This is a genomic window from Arthrospira sp. PCC 9901 (assembly GCF_059013425.1).
Map to the genome: position 1 here is coordinate 225973 of NZ_CP102296.1, position 14900 is coordinate 240872.

At 43.2% G+C, this 14900-nt stretch carries 12 protein-coding genes and 2 pseudogenes; 2 read left to right on the plus strand and 12 right to left on the minus strand.

The genetic code is table 11. From position 1 onward, the window contains the following. Nucleotides 1-220 precede the first annotated feature (220 nt). The 10 genes and pseudogenes from NLZ44_RS01185 to NLZ44_RS01230 form a co-directional block, all read right to left on the minus strand. Entirely contained in the window at nucleotides 221-736 is a 516-nt protein-coding gene (locus NLZ44_RS01185) for a DUF948 domain-containing protein (RefSeq protein ID WP_493751621.1), read from the minus strand. A 73-nt stretch (nucleotides 737-809) separates the two neighbouring features. Then, entirely contained in the window at nucleotides 810-2015 is a 1206-nt protein-coding gene (locus tag NLZ44_RS01190; protein WP_493752926.1) for an RNA-guided endonuclease InsQ/TnpB family protein, read from the minus strand. Continuing rightward, on the minus strand, nucleotides 1912-2412 hold the full coding sequence (locus NLZ44_RS01195) for an IS607 family transposase (RefSeq protein WP_493752927.1): 501 nt from the start codon (nucleotides 2410-2412) through the stop codon (nucleotides 1912-1914). Before NLZ44_RS01195 ends, NLZ44_RS01190 begins: the two co-directional genes overlap by 104 nt. Nucleotides 2413-2513: 101 nt before the next feature. Then, nucleotides 2514-3698 (minus strand): group II intron reverse transcriptase, encoded by a 1185-nt coding sequence (locus NLZ44_RS01200; protein ID WP_493751622.1) that lies wholly within the window; start codon nucleotides 3696-3698, stop codon nucleotides 2514-2516. Further along, nucleotides 3688-4098: a reverse transcriptase domain-containing protein gene (locus tag NLZ44_RS01205; protein ID WP_493751623.1), complete on the minus strand. Its 411-nt coding sequence runs from the start codon at nucleotides 4096-4098 to the stop codon at nucleotides 3688-3690. The genes NLZ44_RS01200 and NLZ44_RS01205 overlap by 11 nt, the downstream gene beginning before the upstream one ends. Nucleotides 4099-4119: 21 nt before the next feature. Continuing rightward, a complete protein-coding gene (locus NLZ44_RS01210; RefSeq protein WP_493752928.1) occupies nucleotides 4120-4269 on the minus strand; it encodes a reverse transcriptase N-terminal domain-containing protein in 150 nt (49 codons plus the stop codon). A gap of 11 nt (nucleotides 4270-4280) precedes the next feature. Then, nucleotides 4281-6088, minus strand: a pseudogene (gene ltrA / locus NLZ44_RS01215) (group II intron reverse transcriptase/maturase). A gap of 590 nt (nucleotides 6089-6678) precedes the next feature. Further along, nucleotides 6679-6753, minus strand: a pseudogene (locus tag NLZ44_RS01220) (reverse transcriptase N-terminal domain-containing protein); the annotation flags it as partial. 891 nt (nucleotides 6754-7644) lie between these two features. Continuing rightward, nucleotides 7645-7995 (minus strand): YtxH domain-containing protein, encoded by a 351-nt coding sequence (locus tag NLZ44_RS01225; RefSeq protein WP_006624796.1) that lies wholly within the window; start codon nucleotides 7993-7995, stop codon nucleotides 7645-7647. A 91-nt stretch (nucleotides 7996-8086) separates the two neighbouring features. After that, entirely contained in the window at nucleotides 8087-8386 is a 300-nt protein-coding gene (locus NLZ44_RS01230; RefSeq protein ID WP_493751624.1) for a hypothetical protein, read from the minus strand. A gap of 202 nt (nucleotides 8387-8588) precedes the next feature. Here NLZ44_RS01230 and NLZ44_RS01235 point away from each other — a divergent pair, with 202 nt between their 5' ends. Together NLZ44_RS01235 and NLZ44_RS01240 are read left to right on the plus strand one after the other, a co-directional pair. After that, entirely contained in the window at nucleotides 8589-11342 is a 2754-nt protein-coding gene (locus NLZ44_RS01235; RefSeq protein ID WP_493751625.1) for a hybrid sensor histidine kinase/response regulator, read from the plus strand. Further along, nucleotides 11339-13198 (plus strand): EAL domain-containing protein, encoded by a 1860-nt coding sequence (locus NLZ44_RS01240; protein WP_493751626.1) that lies wholly within the window; start codon nucleotides 11339-11341, stop codon nucleotides 13196-13198. The genes NLZ44_RS01235 and NLZ44_RS01240 overlap by 4 nt, the downstream gene beginning before the upstream one ends. Before the next feature lie 26 nt (nucleotides 13199-13224). On the opposite strand, the gene dtd is transcribed toward NLZ44_RS01240, so the two are convergent. Both dtd and NLZ44_RS01250 read right to left on the minus strand, forming a co-directional pair. Then, the gene (dtd, locus tag NLZ44_RS01245; RefSeq protein WP_006624807.1) at nucleotides 13225-13683 is read right to left on the minus strand and encodes a D-aminoacyl-tRNA deacylase; all 459 of its coding nucleotides are present in this window, start codon (nucleotides 13681-13683) and stop codon (nucleotides 13225-13227) included. Nucleotides 13684-13749: 66 nt separating this feature from the next. Further along, the gene (locus NLZ44_RS01250; RefSeq protein ID WP_493751627.1) at nucleotides 13750-14874 is read right to left on the minus strand and encodes a CobW family GTP-binding protein; all 1125 of its coding nucleotides are present in this window, start codon (nucleotides 14872-14874) and stop codon (nucleotides 13750-13752) included. Between the last annotated feature and the right edge of the window lie 26 nt (nucleotides 14875-14900).

Here is a 14900-nt window from a genome sequence, read left to right on the forward strand (position 1 = left end):
GGTTATTATCTAACTTATAGAATCCGAAAATACCTTTACCTAACTGGGAAAAACGGATAACTAGACTAACTATTGGATTGGGTGGTCTACTCGATATTTGACTGGACACTTATGGGGGACTTTTTTGAAAGTTCCCTTTTTTCATGGCTGGGAATGGTTGACTGTGGATCATCAATAATTATTAATTTTAAATTAATTACCTGTTTACCATTGCTTTTTTTCAATCGTAGGGCTGTCGGTTTTCGGAATCATAGTCTTCATAGGAAACCTTCGCCGAGGGTGGGTTTCCCCCTAATTGAAGCCGATCGCGATCGGATGGTAGTCTCTGGGACGAGCGTTCTGGGGGTAAACTTGGTTTTTGGGAACGGCGACTTTTACCCGTGAAGGTTCCCCAACCGACACGGATACCTGCGACAATACTCCCAGTCCCGATTTTTAGTTGTTTCGCTTGTTGTTTAGCGCTGCTAATACTGCGATCAACTTGTTTAACTACTTGGTTAGCACTTTGGACTCCTTCGGCTACATCATCTGTCAGATCGCTAATTTCCATCCCCGTTAGGCGAATAGCCTCTAGGGTGGGAGGAAATTCCCGCGACAGGGTATCAGCTAATTTTTCGACGCTGCGTGCTGCTCTCCCCAAGGCGAGTATCGCCGGGAGTGCTGCAATTAATAAGGCGGTCAGGCTGACTGCAACCAATAATAGGGACAGTCCTAGCCAAAAAATAGGATCAAGCACAACAATGGTAGGATTCGGCGATAACGGACAACACTATGATATCGAAACTGGCGATCGCTAGTGTCTGATTCATTTAAGCTGAACATTCCTTAACATTGATTGACAATGCTCGGACTGTAACTATAGCAATACCATCATTGCTGACAGTAAAGGAGGAATCCCTCAAAGCACGTAACATTATATTACGTGCGCCATTCGCATCTCTAGGTGTTTGACTACCACAGTGGGGACACTTGTGTATCTTCGCACCACCTAGTTGGGCGTGGCGATGTCCACACCCTCCACAGGTTTTAGATGTGTGACTTTCGCCAACATCAAGCACCACGCCACCTCGCTTTGTTGCTTGATGTTTTAGGATTAACTTAAAGCGATAATGAGCCCAAGTCAGCATACTTCTGACTGTTTTAGACCTAATTTTTCTTCTGGACTTGGCTACCATTTGGGAGGACTCGAAGCGAGGAAGAAAAATTAATCCATAGTTAGTAGTTAGATAATGTGCTGCTTTTTTATGCACTTCGTCAATTAAGTTTTGAATCTTTTCTCGAATTCGATTGGCCGCTTTTCTCATTGAACGGCGTTGTTTAGCACTTACCTTAGTTGAACGGCTAATTAAATCATCTAAGTATTGACATAATCTCACGATTCGTCCCATGTCCCCGTTGCCAATTTCAATGACTTTATCGCCGTCATATCCGGTCAAAAAAGTTCTGACACCAGGATATAAGGCAATTATTTTCATTGAATATGTATGACTTTTAATTACAGGTTCTGGAAAAACAGCGAACCATTTACCACGCCGATAAGTCAATTGAGTACCATAATCACATGGCTCTGGTATAGGTTCACTTGCCTTAAACTTCAGTGTTTTTGTTAATTTACTGTACCATGTTCCTTTGGTGAAATTGGAATTATTAAATTTGATGGTTTGGCGGGGGTCACGGATACTTCGGAATTGGGCATCACCACTCGCACTTATGGCTTGATGTGCGTCAAAGATAGCATTTTGTCTGATATGGCAAGGCGTTTCTTTAACCCACTGAGGTAAATCTGATTGCATTACCAGATTTCTTAACTTCAGCTTACCAATCATCCGCGTCGAGCTTCGCTGCATAGCTATGGCTTGGTTAAAACAATAACGGCAAGCCGCCAGCCATTTTTTCCAGGTTTTTTCCAGTTCAAGGCTTGGATAAATCCGGATCTTTTTTGATTGCAGATTTATACTTTCTGAGTCCGTCAAGTCGGCAACTGAAGATGTGAACAATGGCAAGGATGTCCTCAACCAATTCTCGTTCTGGGGATAAACCGTCTTGGCCCGGAACCACGATTTTTGTACCATCTTGTTCACACAACCAAGAGATGAGGTCAAACCCGAAACGGGCGAGTCTGTCTTTGTGGGCAACCACAATAAATCCGACATCGCCTTGACGGACTCGCTCCAAAACGGCTCTAAGTCCTTTTCTTTGGAAATTAAGACCACTGGCGATATCAGTGACGAGCTCGGCGTTGGGGTAGACCTCGAGTAATTTTGCAACTTGGCGCGCAAGGTCTGCTTTTTGTCCGCGACTTGAAACGCGGGCATAAGCGATAATTGCCCGTTGCGTTCTCTCGTTTGATGAGACCGTGTAGGACGCAATATCATATCGTCTCTGCCCTGATGGTGTCTTTATTGCTTGAATTTTGCCGTTTTTTTCCCATCTTCTATTAGGGGTCGAGAGTAGAGTCGCCTCTACCCCCTCCCATTCAAAACCGTGCGTGAAAGTTTCCCTTCACACGGCTCCTAGTCTGACTGCTCCATTGTTAAGGATACAGCGTTGGCGTTGTCGAGTGCCGTTTGATCATCATGACAGTGGCGATGTAATAGTTGGAGGTTCTTGTATTCATCCTTTCCGCCTAGGCTTCGAGGTACAATGTGGTCTACTTCAACTAGGTCTGATGGGGTAAAGTATTGCCCGCACCAGGTACACCTACCTTTTGGCTTTTTGAGTAGTTTTGCTACCTTATTTGGCGTTTCAATTGCCTGACCTCGTCTGGTTGCCCAGTAAGTCCATTTTCCGTCGTATGGTGTTGCATTAGGGCGTATTAGGGTGTGTCTGACAATCGGAGTCCAATTATGTTGCCATAATGTGAATCCATCCTTAGTCTTGAATAACCAGGATTCATGTCTTTCTTTCCCATTGCTAAGTTTAACCGTTCCTTTATGGAAGTAGTTTCCTAGCTTTTCGTAGCTTGCCTTTCCGCATCTTGAACCTGTCCATGCCCTTAACATTAGCCAGATTGTGTGGTCTAGCATTGTGAAGGTCTCTGTTGAGACGACCCCTGAATAATAATTTGACCATCCCCTAATGATTGGGTTTAGTTTGTTAATCAGGGCTGATTGAGGTGCTGTTTTATGTTGTTTGATTACACCCTTAATCACTTCTGTATGGGCTTTAACTGCTTTCTTGCTGGGTTTGATGTAGGTTTTGAATCCTAATGGTTTCCCATGTGTATTTTTCCCAGTTTTATGTTTTCCTACCGGATATTGCCTGATATTGAATCCCAGAAAGTCGAACCCTGGTTCCTCTGTTTTGCCATTGTACTCAATAGATTTGAGTGTATGACAGATTCGAGTCTTTTCAGGTTTTATTTCTAATCCTACAGGTTTTAACCATTCGGAAATTGCAGTTTTGCACTGTTCAATGATTTCCCGGTTTTTTGATATAACCACCAAATCATCGGCGTATCTTATAAGGTTCACCTGAATGGCTGTTCCTTTATTTGGATACATTTCCTTAACTAGCCTTTCCATTCCATCCAGTGCGATGTTGGCGAGTATTGGACTTATTACCCCTCCTTGGGGTGTCCCTGTTTCTGTATCCTCAAATACACCGTTATCTAGCACACCTGCTTTGAGCCATTGTTTCAAGTCTCTCTTCAGGCTGCTTGGACAATGAATTTTGGACAGTAGATAATCATGGTTCACGGTAAGAACATTTCGCTATATCAGCATCGAGAACATAGTATTGTCCTTGATTTATGGCAGTATAGATTCTACCAATTGCGTCGTGGGCTGACCGACCAGGTCGGAACCCATAGCTTGTGCCTTCAAATCTCGATTCCCATTCAGGTTCAAGAGCCGATTTAACCAAGGCTTGCCTTGCTCTATCTTGGATTGTGGGTATTCCCAGAGGGCGTTTTTCATCCCTTCCGGGTTTTGGTATCCATACCCGTCGCAGTGGTTTTGCTTTGAGATTTCCCTTAATGCTTTCGACAAGTTCATACCTTTGCCTTGGTGAGATTGCTCTCATTCCATCGACTCCAGCCGTTTTCTTGCCTTGATTATCTTGGGGGGCGGGTTTATTAAGCTGACTGTTGGGAAGCATGGCTGACCGTGGAACCCGCCCCTACAGCCGCACTGCTAGGAGTCTGGCATAATATGACTTCACCAGTAGACGTTGCCACCTTCGTGCCTTCGCGTCCTGTCCCGATTTAGCTGCTTGAAATATACTTTTTTGGAGCTTGAAAACTTTCCGTTGGACTTTCACCCATGGGATAGTTTGTTAAACTAAGCCGGGCAGTCGCCCACCCGACTCGTCTTCAGAACCGGACTTGAGACTTTCACCTCATCCGGCTCCTCAACAACTTGGCTCTTGTCATGAGAACCGCGACTACCATCTGAGGCAGTCTTAACATCGTGGCAGTGACGATGAAGAAGTTGGAGGTTCTTGTACACATCCTTTCCGTCTTTTGATTTGGGGATGATGTGGTCGATTTCCATTATATCCTCTTCACGGAATGTCAGTCCACAGTGGGCGCATTTCCCTTTTTGCTTCTTCAAGAGTTTCGACACCCTTGTTGGCATACCGGGTTGTTTACCCATTCTTGCACTCCAATATTTAAGGTTACCATCATATGGGCTGGCTTCGCCTTTGACCTTGATATGGCGGATGATTGGTGTTTCCATGTGCGTTCGTATCTGCATCGGGTTTGATTCCGTGCGGGTTGCGAAAGCCCAGCTTTTATTTCCAATCTTCTGCCAATATTTCCGGGCTGCCCATTTACCAGTTTTGTTTGGGTGTCTTCTTTTTCCCCATCTGGTTAACTTCCAATAGAGGAGGTTATCCAATTGGTTAAATGTTTGTTTTGACACCACTGTTGAGTAGTAGTTGCTCCATCCCTTGATGACCGGGTTAAGGTGCGTAATTAGCGCCTCTTGTGGTGCGCTGATGTGAGAATCTACTATCTGTTTCAATTTCTGGTAGTGGGTCTTAATAGCTTTTTTGCTGGGTTTGATGATGGTTTTGAATCCTAGAGGCTCATTACGGGTATTCATTCCGGTTTTGTGTTTACCAACTTTATGTTGTTGGATGTTGAAACCTAGAAAATCGAACCCCGGTTGCTCACCCTCAATCGTGTGGGTGATATGGGTTTTTTCCTCTTTGAGTTCTAATCCCATTCCTTTCAACCATTCTTGGATGTGGTCACGACATTTCTCGATAACCCCAAGGTTTTCGTGGATGATAACGAAGTCATCTGCGTATCTGATTAGAGATACCGCTTTCCTTCTGTCTCTACGGCTACCTTTTCCGGGTAGCTGTTCCGCTAATTCCTTGACGCTTTCTTCCATGCCGTGGAGGGCGATGTTTGCCAGTAGGGGCTTATTACGCCTCCCTGTGGTGTACCCTCATCGGTCGGGAATAGTTGTCCAGAGTCTATTACCCCAGCTTTTAGCCATGCTCGGATTTGTCGTCTAATGGCGGGTATCGTTTCGAGCTTGTCCAATAGTTTGCCATGGTCAATCTTGTCAAAGCACTTGGCAATATCGGCATCCAGTACCCATTTAGGTTTATACCTAATAGCGTTGAATATTGCCTCTATTGCATCCTGACAAGACCTTCCTGGTCTGAACCCGTATGAGTTGGGTTCAAACCTGGCTTCCCATTGGGGTTCGAGTGCCATTTTGACTAGGGCTTGTAATGCGCGGTCGTACATTGTGGGTATTCCCAATGGTCCCTTTTCGTCTCTTCCCGGTTTGGGAATCCATACCCGGCGTGCGGGTTTGGCTTTCGAGTTGAGTTTCAATTGACCTACAAGGTTCATACGTGCTTTTGGGGATAGGGATTTAGCCCCGTCCACTCCCGCCGTCTTTTTGCCTTGGTTATCCTGGGTAACCCGACGAACCGCTAGCATTCTGGCTGACCAGCTTTTTAGCAGTAACTTTTGGAGTCTGCGAACTGTTTTAACGTCACCACGATGTTCGGCTTGATGAATCCGTTTTTGCAGGCGGAAAACTCGACGTTCGATTGATTTCCAATCGACATCTCGCCATTCCAGCACCACCGTATTGTTTCCAATCGTTTTGGGCGTTTCCATGCTACTAAAGCTCCATCTTCCAAATTATCGTGAGTCCGTCAGCATATCCTGGGCATTACCCCAGGCATTCGCTTCTGACTCAATCCTTCCTCTCGTTGGCTTGCGGATGGTTTCCTACTCAGGATTTCGACCTTGTTCCTGAGAGCGTCAACGGAGGTGATCTCGTTCCAGATATCGATTGATTGTGTCTTTAGGATGCCACTATACGCCGGGTTTATTTGGGTGTATGAGAGGTCTGTATGAAATCAGCCTCCCCTTTATCCTTAGCCATTTTGGCTCCTGCGTATCAGTCCAATTTTCGCAGGTTACAACTAACGACGCTTCGGATGTGGCTTCGTTTCCTATCCATGGACACTTGCTTGGGAGAGCGCCCGTTTAGACCCAGGCTTACTCCCTTTCATCCCCGCTTCACAGATTGATGACCAGTCTCTACTGTGGGGGAAGTGCTTTCACGCGATACACCTCGCGGGATGGACTTTCACCATCATCGATATCTAGTTGTCAAGGTTCGATGCCCTTTTTAGGGGGCTGTGTTCCTTGCTCTGCCCACGTTTCGGGGATTATCCCTTCTACTTTTGGCAGAAACGAGTCGCACTCCATGCGTTTTTCGTAGTCTTGATTGGTTTGGGCTTGCCAAAACCGTTCTTTAAACTCGCTATCGCCATTTGTACACCTACTAGATTCTATTCTTGGCAATCAAACCGTGACCTGTTAGCATATCCCTTCCATTACGGTCGGGCGTTGGCTTCTGGTCACATCTCTCATCCTCTAGGACTTGCGGTTACACTTATCCCTACTGATATCTCGACCAGATAATCAGAGTCCATGAGGACTTAAAACGTTCCGTTTATATGGGCATTTCATCTTTAGATTTGTCCTATCCACCGGGGTACTTTAAAGGTCTGTGTAGGTAGCACTTTAAGGCTCCTACTTTTCCCCTTGCTCTTTTGAGCGCAGCGTATCAACCTATTTCGCTGCCTGCTTATGACGATGGTTCAAGCCGGACATTCGGTTTCCCTAATCATGAATGATTGGCAGTGGTCGGACTTTTGTGAATAGGTTTTCCCTCACGCCTTCCGTTCCCCGCTTCAGTCCCAGGGTTGTGATTCCTGAAACCGGGGGTGGCTATCGCCGTTACCCTCATCTCTGTTTCGTAACTTCCGTTATGTTAAGAATTATTACGATTTGTTACAGAGTGTATTGACCTTGGGTTCCCTGCCTTGATTTGATATCATAAGATACAAATCGTCGGGACATATAAACAGTTATGGGGATGGTCAGGAGTGCGCTTCTTGTATTCAACCAAGGGGTTGAAATCCCTACTAGGAGGTTATTTCAAGCATCGCAGCCTTATTTGGTCTCCTAAACGTTTCGCACTAAAGTATGTAAGCATACACCAAAGTATTGAGCCGTTTCACTTGGGGATGTATATTTCGGCATTTAGCTCGCTTGTTGTGTACTTATCTAGCTTAGACTGATTGTTGAGTATTGTAAAGCAATGTTCAGTTAATTTGCTAACAGGACGTAACTCTTCGCTCCAAACACGATAACTATTTTTAGCGACGATCGCTTTTCGTCTCCTGGGGTTCAGCCAAATTCTGATTCTCAAGTTCCGATAGAGTCTGACGTTCCATCTGACTCGCTTCTAGTCCGGCGGCGATCGCTTCTTTTAGTCGCACTAGCGTATCATCCCAACTACGCAAAGCTGATGCTGACATTCGTTCAGCTTGATTTTGCACTGTGGTTGATACATCTTCCGCTAACTCCGGGAGAGTCGCCGCCGATTTTTGTAATAGTTTTCGAGTCTCGCGACCAGACCGCGGCGCAATCAGTAGACCGACTACTGTACCAAGGGCAGACCCAATCACTAGACCGCTAACAAATAATCCAGAACGGTTTTTTGACATATTTTCTGATCAATATCTGTACATATAATTTTAGGCAATCTGTTCAACGAAAGAAAATTTAGATACTACTGAGCAGGTCCCCTATTTGATTCTATCTCCTCCGTCGTTGCCACCGCCACAGGCCTAGGCCCAAATTTACCAGGGTTAATATTTTCTGAAGCTGTTGGATTTGGACCTCAAGACGCGAATATCGCTGTTTCAGATTAGAACTGACGACCTGTTGCTTTTCAAAAACATGGGTCGTCTGTTGCAGAACCGTATTTACCCGTCGGTCTAGTAAAAGTATCCGGCGTTCTAGGCGTTCTAGTCTATAATGAAGTCTCCAAGTCCGTCTGGCCAAAGAAAAACAGCCTATGGCAATGGTGACATTCATTAAAACAACAATCCACATTTTTCTGGTTCAGTTACATACCAGACATTATACAAGATTAGTTGTTGAATTTAAACCATTTGGGGTGACTTTTGATACAATAGTAGTAGGAAAGTCTGCTTAGTATTTATTCCGAGTTTTAAGTTTCCTTGAGACATTCTCAGATATTGAGCAGTTAGCCTGCTTAATCGTTAGCATCGGTATTTGGGGAGAAGGATTAAAAGTGTTCCGTAATTTTTTTGACCATTTACCCCTACAGTTTTTTCTGATTGTTCCTTTTGTTACTCAGATTTTTCTCGCTGTTGGCTTAACCGGTTGGTTGTCCTGGAGTAATGGCGATCAAGCTGTTAATGAAGCCGTCAATCAGCTTCAGGATGAAATTACTAATCGGATTGAGGATAAACTTGATCAGTTCTTGATGACTCCGAATTTGATTAATCAACTTAATCGCGATCAGGTATTATACAATAACTTGGATTGGCAAGATAATCAACAACTGCAAAAATTGTTTTTTAGTCAATTAGATAATTTTGCTTTGATTGACTCGATTTTTTGGGGAAGTGACACTGGTGAATTTGTCGGGTTGGCACGCATTGACGGTAAACAACCTCACTTAATGATTGCTGGGGAAAAAACTAATGGCAACATTCAATTTTTTAGCCTGGATGAATCAGGAAATCCTCTGGTAATGGTCAATGAAAAACCTGATTTTCCGGTGAAAAGTCGGACATGGTATCAGGCGGCGATCGCCTCTGAATATCCCGTTTGGGGGGATATTTTTTCCTATCATGCTTATCCGAAAATGGCTTTAGCTGCTAGTGTAGCTGTGCGGAATTCTCAAGGGGAAGTGATTGGGGTATTTGGCAGTAATTTTTTCTTGAATAAGATTAGTGATTTTCTGCAATCCTTAGATGTTTGTAGATATAGTAAAATTTTGATTTTGGAACGTTCGGGATTAGTCGTAGCTAGTTCTACGATATCACAGCCTTTTTTAATTGAGAACAACCAAGCATCCCGCATATATCCTGAGTATATTCAGGATAATTTAAGCGGAAAAGTTAACACATTTTTAAGGGACAAATTTGGAGGACTATCTAATATAAATAATCGGTTTAATACGAGATTAATAATCAATCAAGAGCGGCAATTTTTACAAGTTTTACCATATCAGGATGATCTGGGTTTAGATTGGTTAATTGTCGTGGTGATTCCTGAGTCGAATTTTATGGAGAGGATTCACAGTAACGCTCGTTCCACTTTGTTGTTATGTTTATTAGCCTTAATTGTGGCAATTTTCCTTGGTGTTTACACTTCCCGTTGGATCGCAGAACCGATTTTACAATTAATTAAAGCTAGTGAAGCGATCGCTAATGGAGAATTTAATCATCGAGTGCATATCCAAAAAATCAAAGAAACCGAGCAATTATCCCAAACTTTTAACCAGATGAGCAGCCAGCTACAAGAATTATTTGAAACCCTAGAAATTCGTGTCGAAGAACGCACAGCAGAACTCCGCAAAGCCAAGGAAAACGCCGAAGTTGCCAATCAAGCTAAGAGCCAATTTTTGGCTCACATGAGCCACGAACTGCGAACCCCATTAAATGCAATTCTTGGTTTTACTCAACTGATGCTCCGCCAAATTAGCTTAGAAAATAACCATAACCCGAATAATTTTAGAGAGCATCTGTGCATTATTCAACGCAGTGGGGAACATCTGCTGCAACTAATTAATGATGTCTTAGATATGTCGAAAATCGAGGCTGGTCAAATCTCCCTTAATCAGAATAACTTTGACCTGTGGAGTTTACTAGATTCTTTAGAGGAGATGTTCTCTATCAGAGCCGCAGCGGAGGGATTAAAATTAATTTTTGTGCGATCGCCGACTCTCCCCCATTATATCAAAACTGATGAAAGGAAACTGCGACAAGTGCTAATTAACTTAATCGGAAATGCCGTGAAGTTTACGGAAAGTGGCTCTGTGACTCTCCACAGCGAAGTTATTGACCCACCTAGCCAAATTGACAACCAACAGGAAGCGGAGATGGTTTTACAGTTCACAGTAGAAGACACCGGACCCGGTATTGCACCCGAAGATATAGACCAGCTTTTTGAGCCATTTATACAGACGGAAACTGGCCGAAAATATCAGCAAGGAACTGGCTTAGGTTTACCGATTAGTCAGGAATTTGTCCAGTTAATGGGGGGTGATATTTCCGTATCTAGTACACGAGGGGTCGGTAGTGTGTTTAAATTTAATATCAAGGTAAATTTAGGATACCCAGAAGAAATATCAAGCAGTCAACTCCTGACTCAAAAGATTGTTTCCTTGGCTCCGAATCAACCGAAATATCGGATTTTGGTGGTCGATGACCGCGAAAGTAACCGACAGCTTTTGGTTAAATTCCTCATTCCTGTAGGGTTTGAGGTACGGGAAGCTGAAAACGGCCAAGAAGCGATCGCCATCTGGAATCAATGGGAACCTCATCTAATTTGGATGGATATGCGAATGCCAGTTATGGACGGCTACCAAGCCACTACACGAATTAAATCCCATTTAAAGGGTCAAGCCACCGTGATTATTGCTCTCACCGCCAGCGCCTTTGAGGAAGAACGTGAAGTTGTCCTCTCCGCTGGATGTGATGATTTTGTCCGCAAACCTTTTGAAGAACAGATTTTGTTTGAGAAAATGGCTAAACATCTAGGTGTTCGCTATATTTATGAAAAACAGATAAGCTCTCAACCTGCGCGTGTGGTTCAACATCAGCCCTTAGAGGCGAATTGTTTGATGGTGATGCCAACAGACTGGGTTGTGCAACTTCACCAGGCAGCTACTGAATTAGATGATAAGCTAGTTCTACAACTTCTTGAAGAGATTTCCGAAGACCAACTGGCATTGAAGCAGAGTTTAATTGATTTGGTTGAAAGGGTGCGGTTTGATATGATTCTTAGTTTGACCCAATCGGCATTGAAGTTATGAAATCTGATGAGGTGAATATTATTCCTGGTCATATATTAATAGTTGATGACTTTCTGGAAACCCTTAATCTTTTGACAAATTTGTTAGAAGAACGCGGTCATCAAGTCCGGCGTGCAATTAGCGGGGAAATGGCACTAATGGGAGCAAAAGCTAGTCCTCCAGACTTGATTTTGCTGGATATTAATATGCCGGGAATCAGTGGCTATGATGTTTGTAAACAACTGCAATCTGAACCAAACACACGGGGAATCCCGGTAATTTTTATTAGTGCTTTTAATGAGGTTTTTGATAAGGTTCAAGCCTTTGAGGTCGGCGGGGTTGATTATATTACTAAACCCTTTCATATTGAGGAGGTTATTGCTCGCATTGAAAATCAGATTGCTCTCAAACAGGCTCAGAAGCAAATTCAGCGCCTTAATTCTGAACTGGAACAGCGGGTTCTACAACGAACTGAAGAACTAGAGTCCGCTAATGAAGAGTTAAAAAAAATGAATAGTCTTTTAGAGAGGGAGATTCTTCATCACCAACAAACACAAAGTAAGCTGTTACACATGGCTTCCCATGATGCACTAACGGGTTTACCTAATCGTGTGTTTTTTATGGATAAATTGATGCAAGCGATATCCCAAACTAAACAAAATCCAGATTATCGCTTTGCGGTGTTATTTTTGGATTGCGATCGCTTTAAGGTCGTTAATGATTCCCTCGGACATTTAACTGGCGATCGCCTTTTAATTTCCTTAGCCAGAAGGTTGCAATTAACCTTAAAAATGTCTCCCACTAATTTGGCGAGATTTGGAGGAGATGAATTTACAATTTTACTGGAAAATATTGAGAGTCCCCAAGCCGTTACCAATATTGCTAAACGCCTACAAAAAGCCTTAACTTGGCCGTTTCAACTAGATGATCAAGACTTGTTTTTAGAGGCTAGTATTGGTATTGTTATCGGTACATCAGAATACACAGAACCCGAACAAATCTTGCGGGATGCTGATATTGCTATGTATAAGGCAAAAAGTCAAGGTCGCGGCTGCTATCGGGTTTTTGATGGCACAATGCACGATGATGCTCATCGCAGATTTCAACTAGAAAATGACCTGCGATTAGCAATAGAAAATAATCACTTTGTCCTCAACTATCAGCCTATTATTGAACTCGCAGATGGCTCCGTCATAGGCTTTGAGGCCCTTTTGCGTTGGCATCATCCCGAACATGGCATAATTTCCCCCGCCGAATTTATTCCCATAGCTGAAGATACTGGGTTAATTATTCCTATTGGTTTATGGGTTTTAGACCAGGCGGTTAAACAGTTAAATGAGTGGCAAAAAAAAGGGTTAATTACTCACGGGTTTCGGATGAGTGTTAATTTGTCAGTTAAGCAGTTTACTCAGCCTTATTTGATTGAAGAAATCGACCGTATTCTGGTTAAAAATAACTTTCAAAGTTGTTACCTAAAGCTGGAAATAACCGAAACGGCGATCGTCGAAAATCCCGAAGCTGCTAGACAACTTTTACAACAGCTTACTCATCGCAATATCCATTTGAGTTTGGATGACTTTGGCACCGGTTATTCCTCCCTAAGTTATTTACATAGGTTTCCCGTTAACACTTTAAAAATTGACCGTTCATTTATTACTTGTATTGGCACACCTAACGAAAACCTACAAATTGTTGATGCCATTATCACCCTCGCTCATCAATTGCAAATTAGCGTAGTTGCGGAAGGTATAGAAACCGCCGAACAACTCGCTAAACTTCGCAGTTTAGGCTGTGACCAAGGACAAGGTTACTATTTTTCTAAGCCAGTGGAAAGCATCATTGCTGAGAACTTGCTCAAACAGAGAATCTTATGTTAAACTTGAAACAACTATGAGAGAATCATCTAGTTATCAGCTTCCCGTTCTAATAACAGGGTTACAGGACCATCATTTTCAATATACACATTCATCATCGCTCCAAACTCACCTGTGGCGACTTTTAACCCACTTATTCGGAGCTTTTCAATAAATAACTGATATAACTTTTCGGCAGCTTCTGGAGCCGCTGAACGCTCAAAGGATGGACGGCGGCCCTTGCGACAATCTCCGTAGAGGGTAAACTGACTCACAACTAATAATTCTCCTCCAATATCTTGCACGGATTTATCCCAACGTCCGCTATGATTATCCGGGTCGGGAAATAATCGCAAATCCAGACATTTTCTAGCCATCCAGTCTAGTTCTGCTTCTGTATCCGTCGCTGAAATACCCACCAGCAGATTTAGTCCTTGATTAATTTTACCAATAATTTGACCATTAACTGTGACCTGTGAAGATTTAACTCTTTGGATAACAACTCGCATAGGTTACTGATTGCTTAATTTGACTGAGAGGGTAGGCAACCATAGAAGGTTGCCACTACCATCTAACTACCTCGAAAAGCCTTGACCGCGAGTTGGGGAAGGTTTACAGAAACAATTTTCAACCTGAGATTTTAGGGTGGGTTTATCTAGGTTTTGACCAATTAACACCAGTTGGGTTTTTGGGGAACCTTTCCACTCATCATCATCAATGGAAAATCGCTTACCGCTGAGGTGGAAAATATGACGTTTCGGACTTTCATCAAACCAGAGAATTCCTTTAGCGCGAAATATATTAGCTGGTAATTGATTGTCTAAAAAATATTGGAATTTCCGCAGGGATAGGGGGCGATCACTCTCAAAGGAAATCGAAGTAAACCCATCATTTTCTAGGTGGTTAGAATGATGGTCATGGTGGTGATGATGTTCGTGTTCATGGTCATGGTCATGGTCATGGTCATGGTGGTGATGATGTTCGTGTTCATGGTCATGGTCATGGTGATGATGGTCTGATTCTTCCCTGTGTTGGAAATACTTGTCAGACTCAAATAAACCCACACTGAGAATCAAAGGAAGGGGAACTTGAGAACGTTTAGTTCTGAGGATTCGAGCATCTTTTTTCATGTCTCGGAGGCGAACTTCTAGCAGATCCACATCAGCCTCATCTACCAAATCAGTTTTATTGAGGATAATAATATCCCCATAGGCGATTTGACTCTCCGCCGCTTGGCTATTAAACAAATCCAAACTAAAGTTTTCACAGTCTACCATAGTGACAATGGAATCGAGGCGAGTCATGTCTCTTAATTCCGTCCCCAGAAATGTCAAAGCCACCGGTAGCGGGTCAGCCAAACCCGTAGTTTCAACTACGATATAATCGACTTTTTCGGGGCGTTCCAGGACTTTGTAAACTGCGTTAACTAAATCTTCATTAATGGTACAACAAACACAACCATTGCTGAGTTCTACCATAGTATTATCCGAGTCGGTAGCCACAATTAATTCGTTATCAATTCCGACTTCGCCAAACTCATTAACCAAAACCGCCGTTTTTAAGCCTTGTTGGTTGGAGAGTATGTAGTTAAGAAGGGTAGTTTTACCGCTACCGAGAAAACCGGTAATAATTGTGACAGGTAAACCGGGTTTGGGTTCATCGATTGTCTTTTCGGGATTGGGATTGACTGCTGATTGCATAGCCCTACTGTCCAAAATGTGAGAAA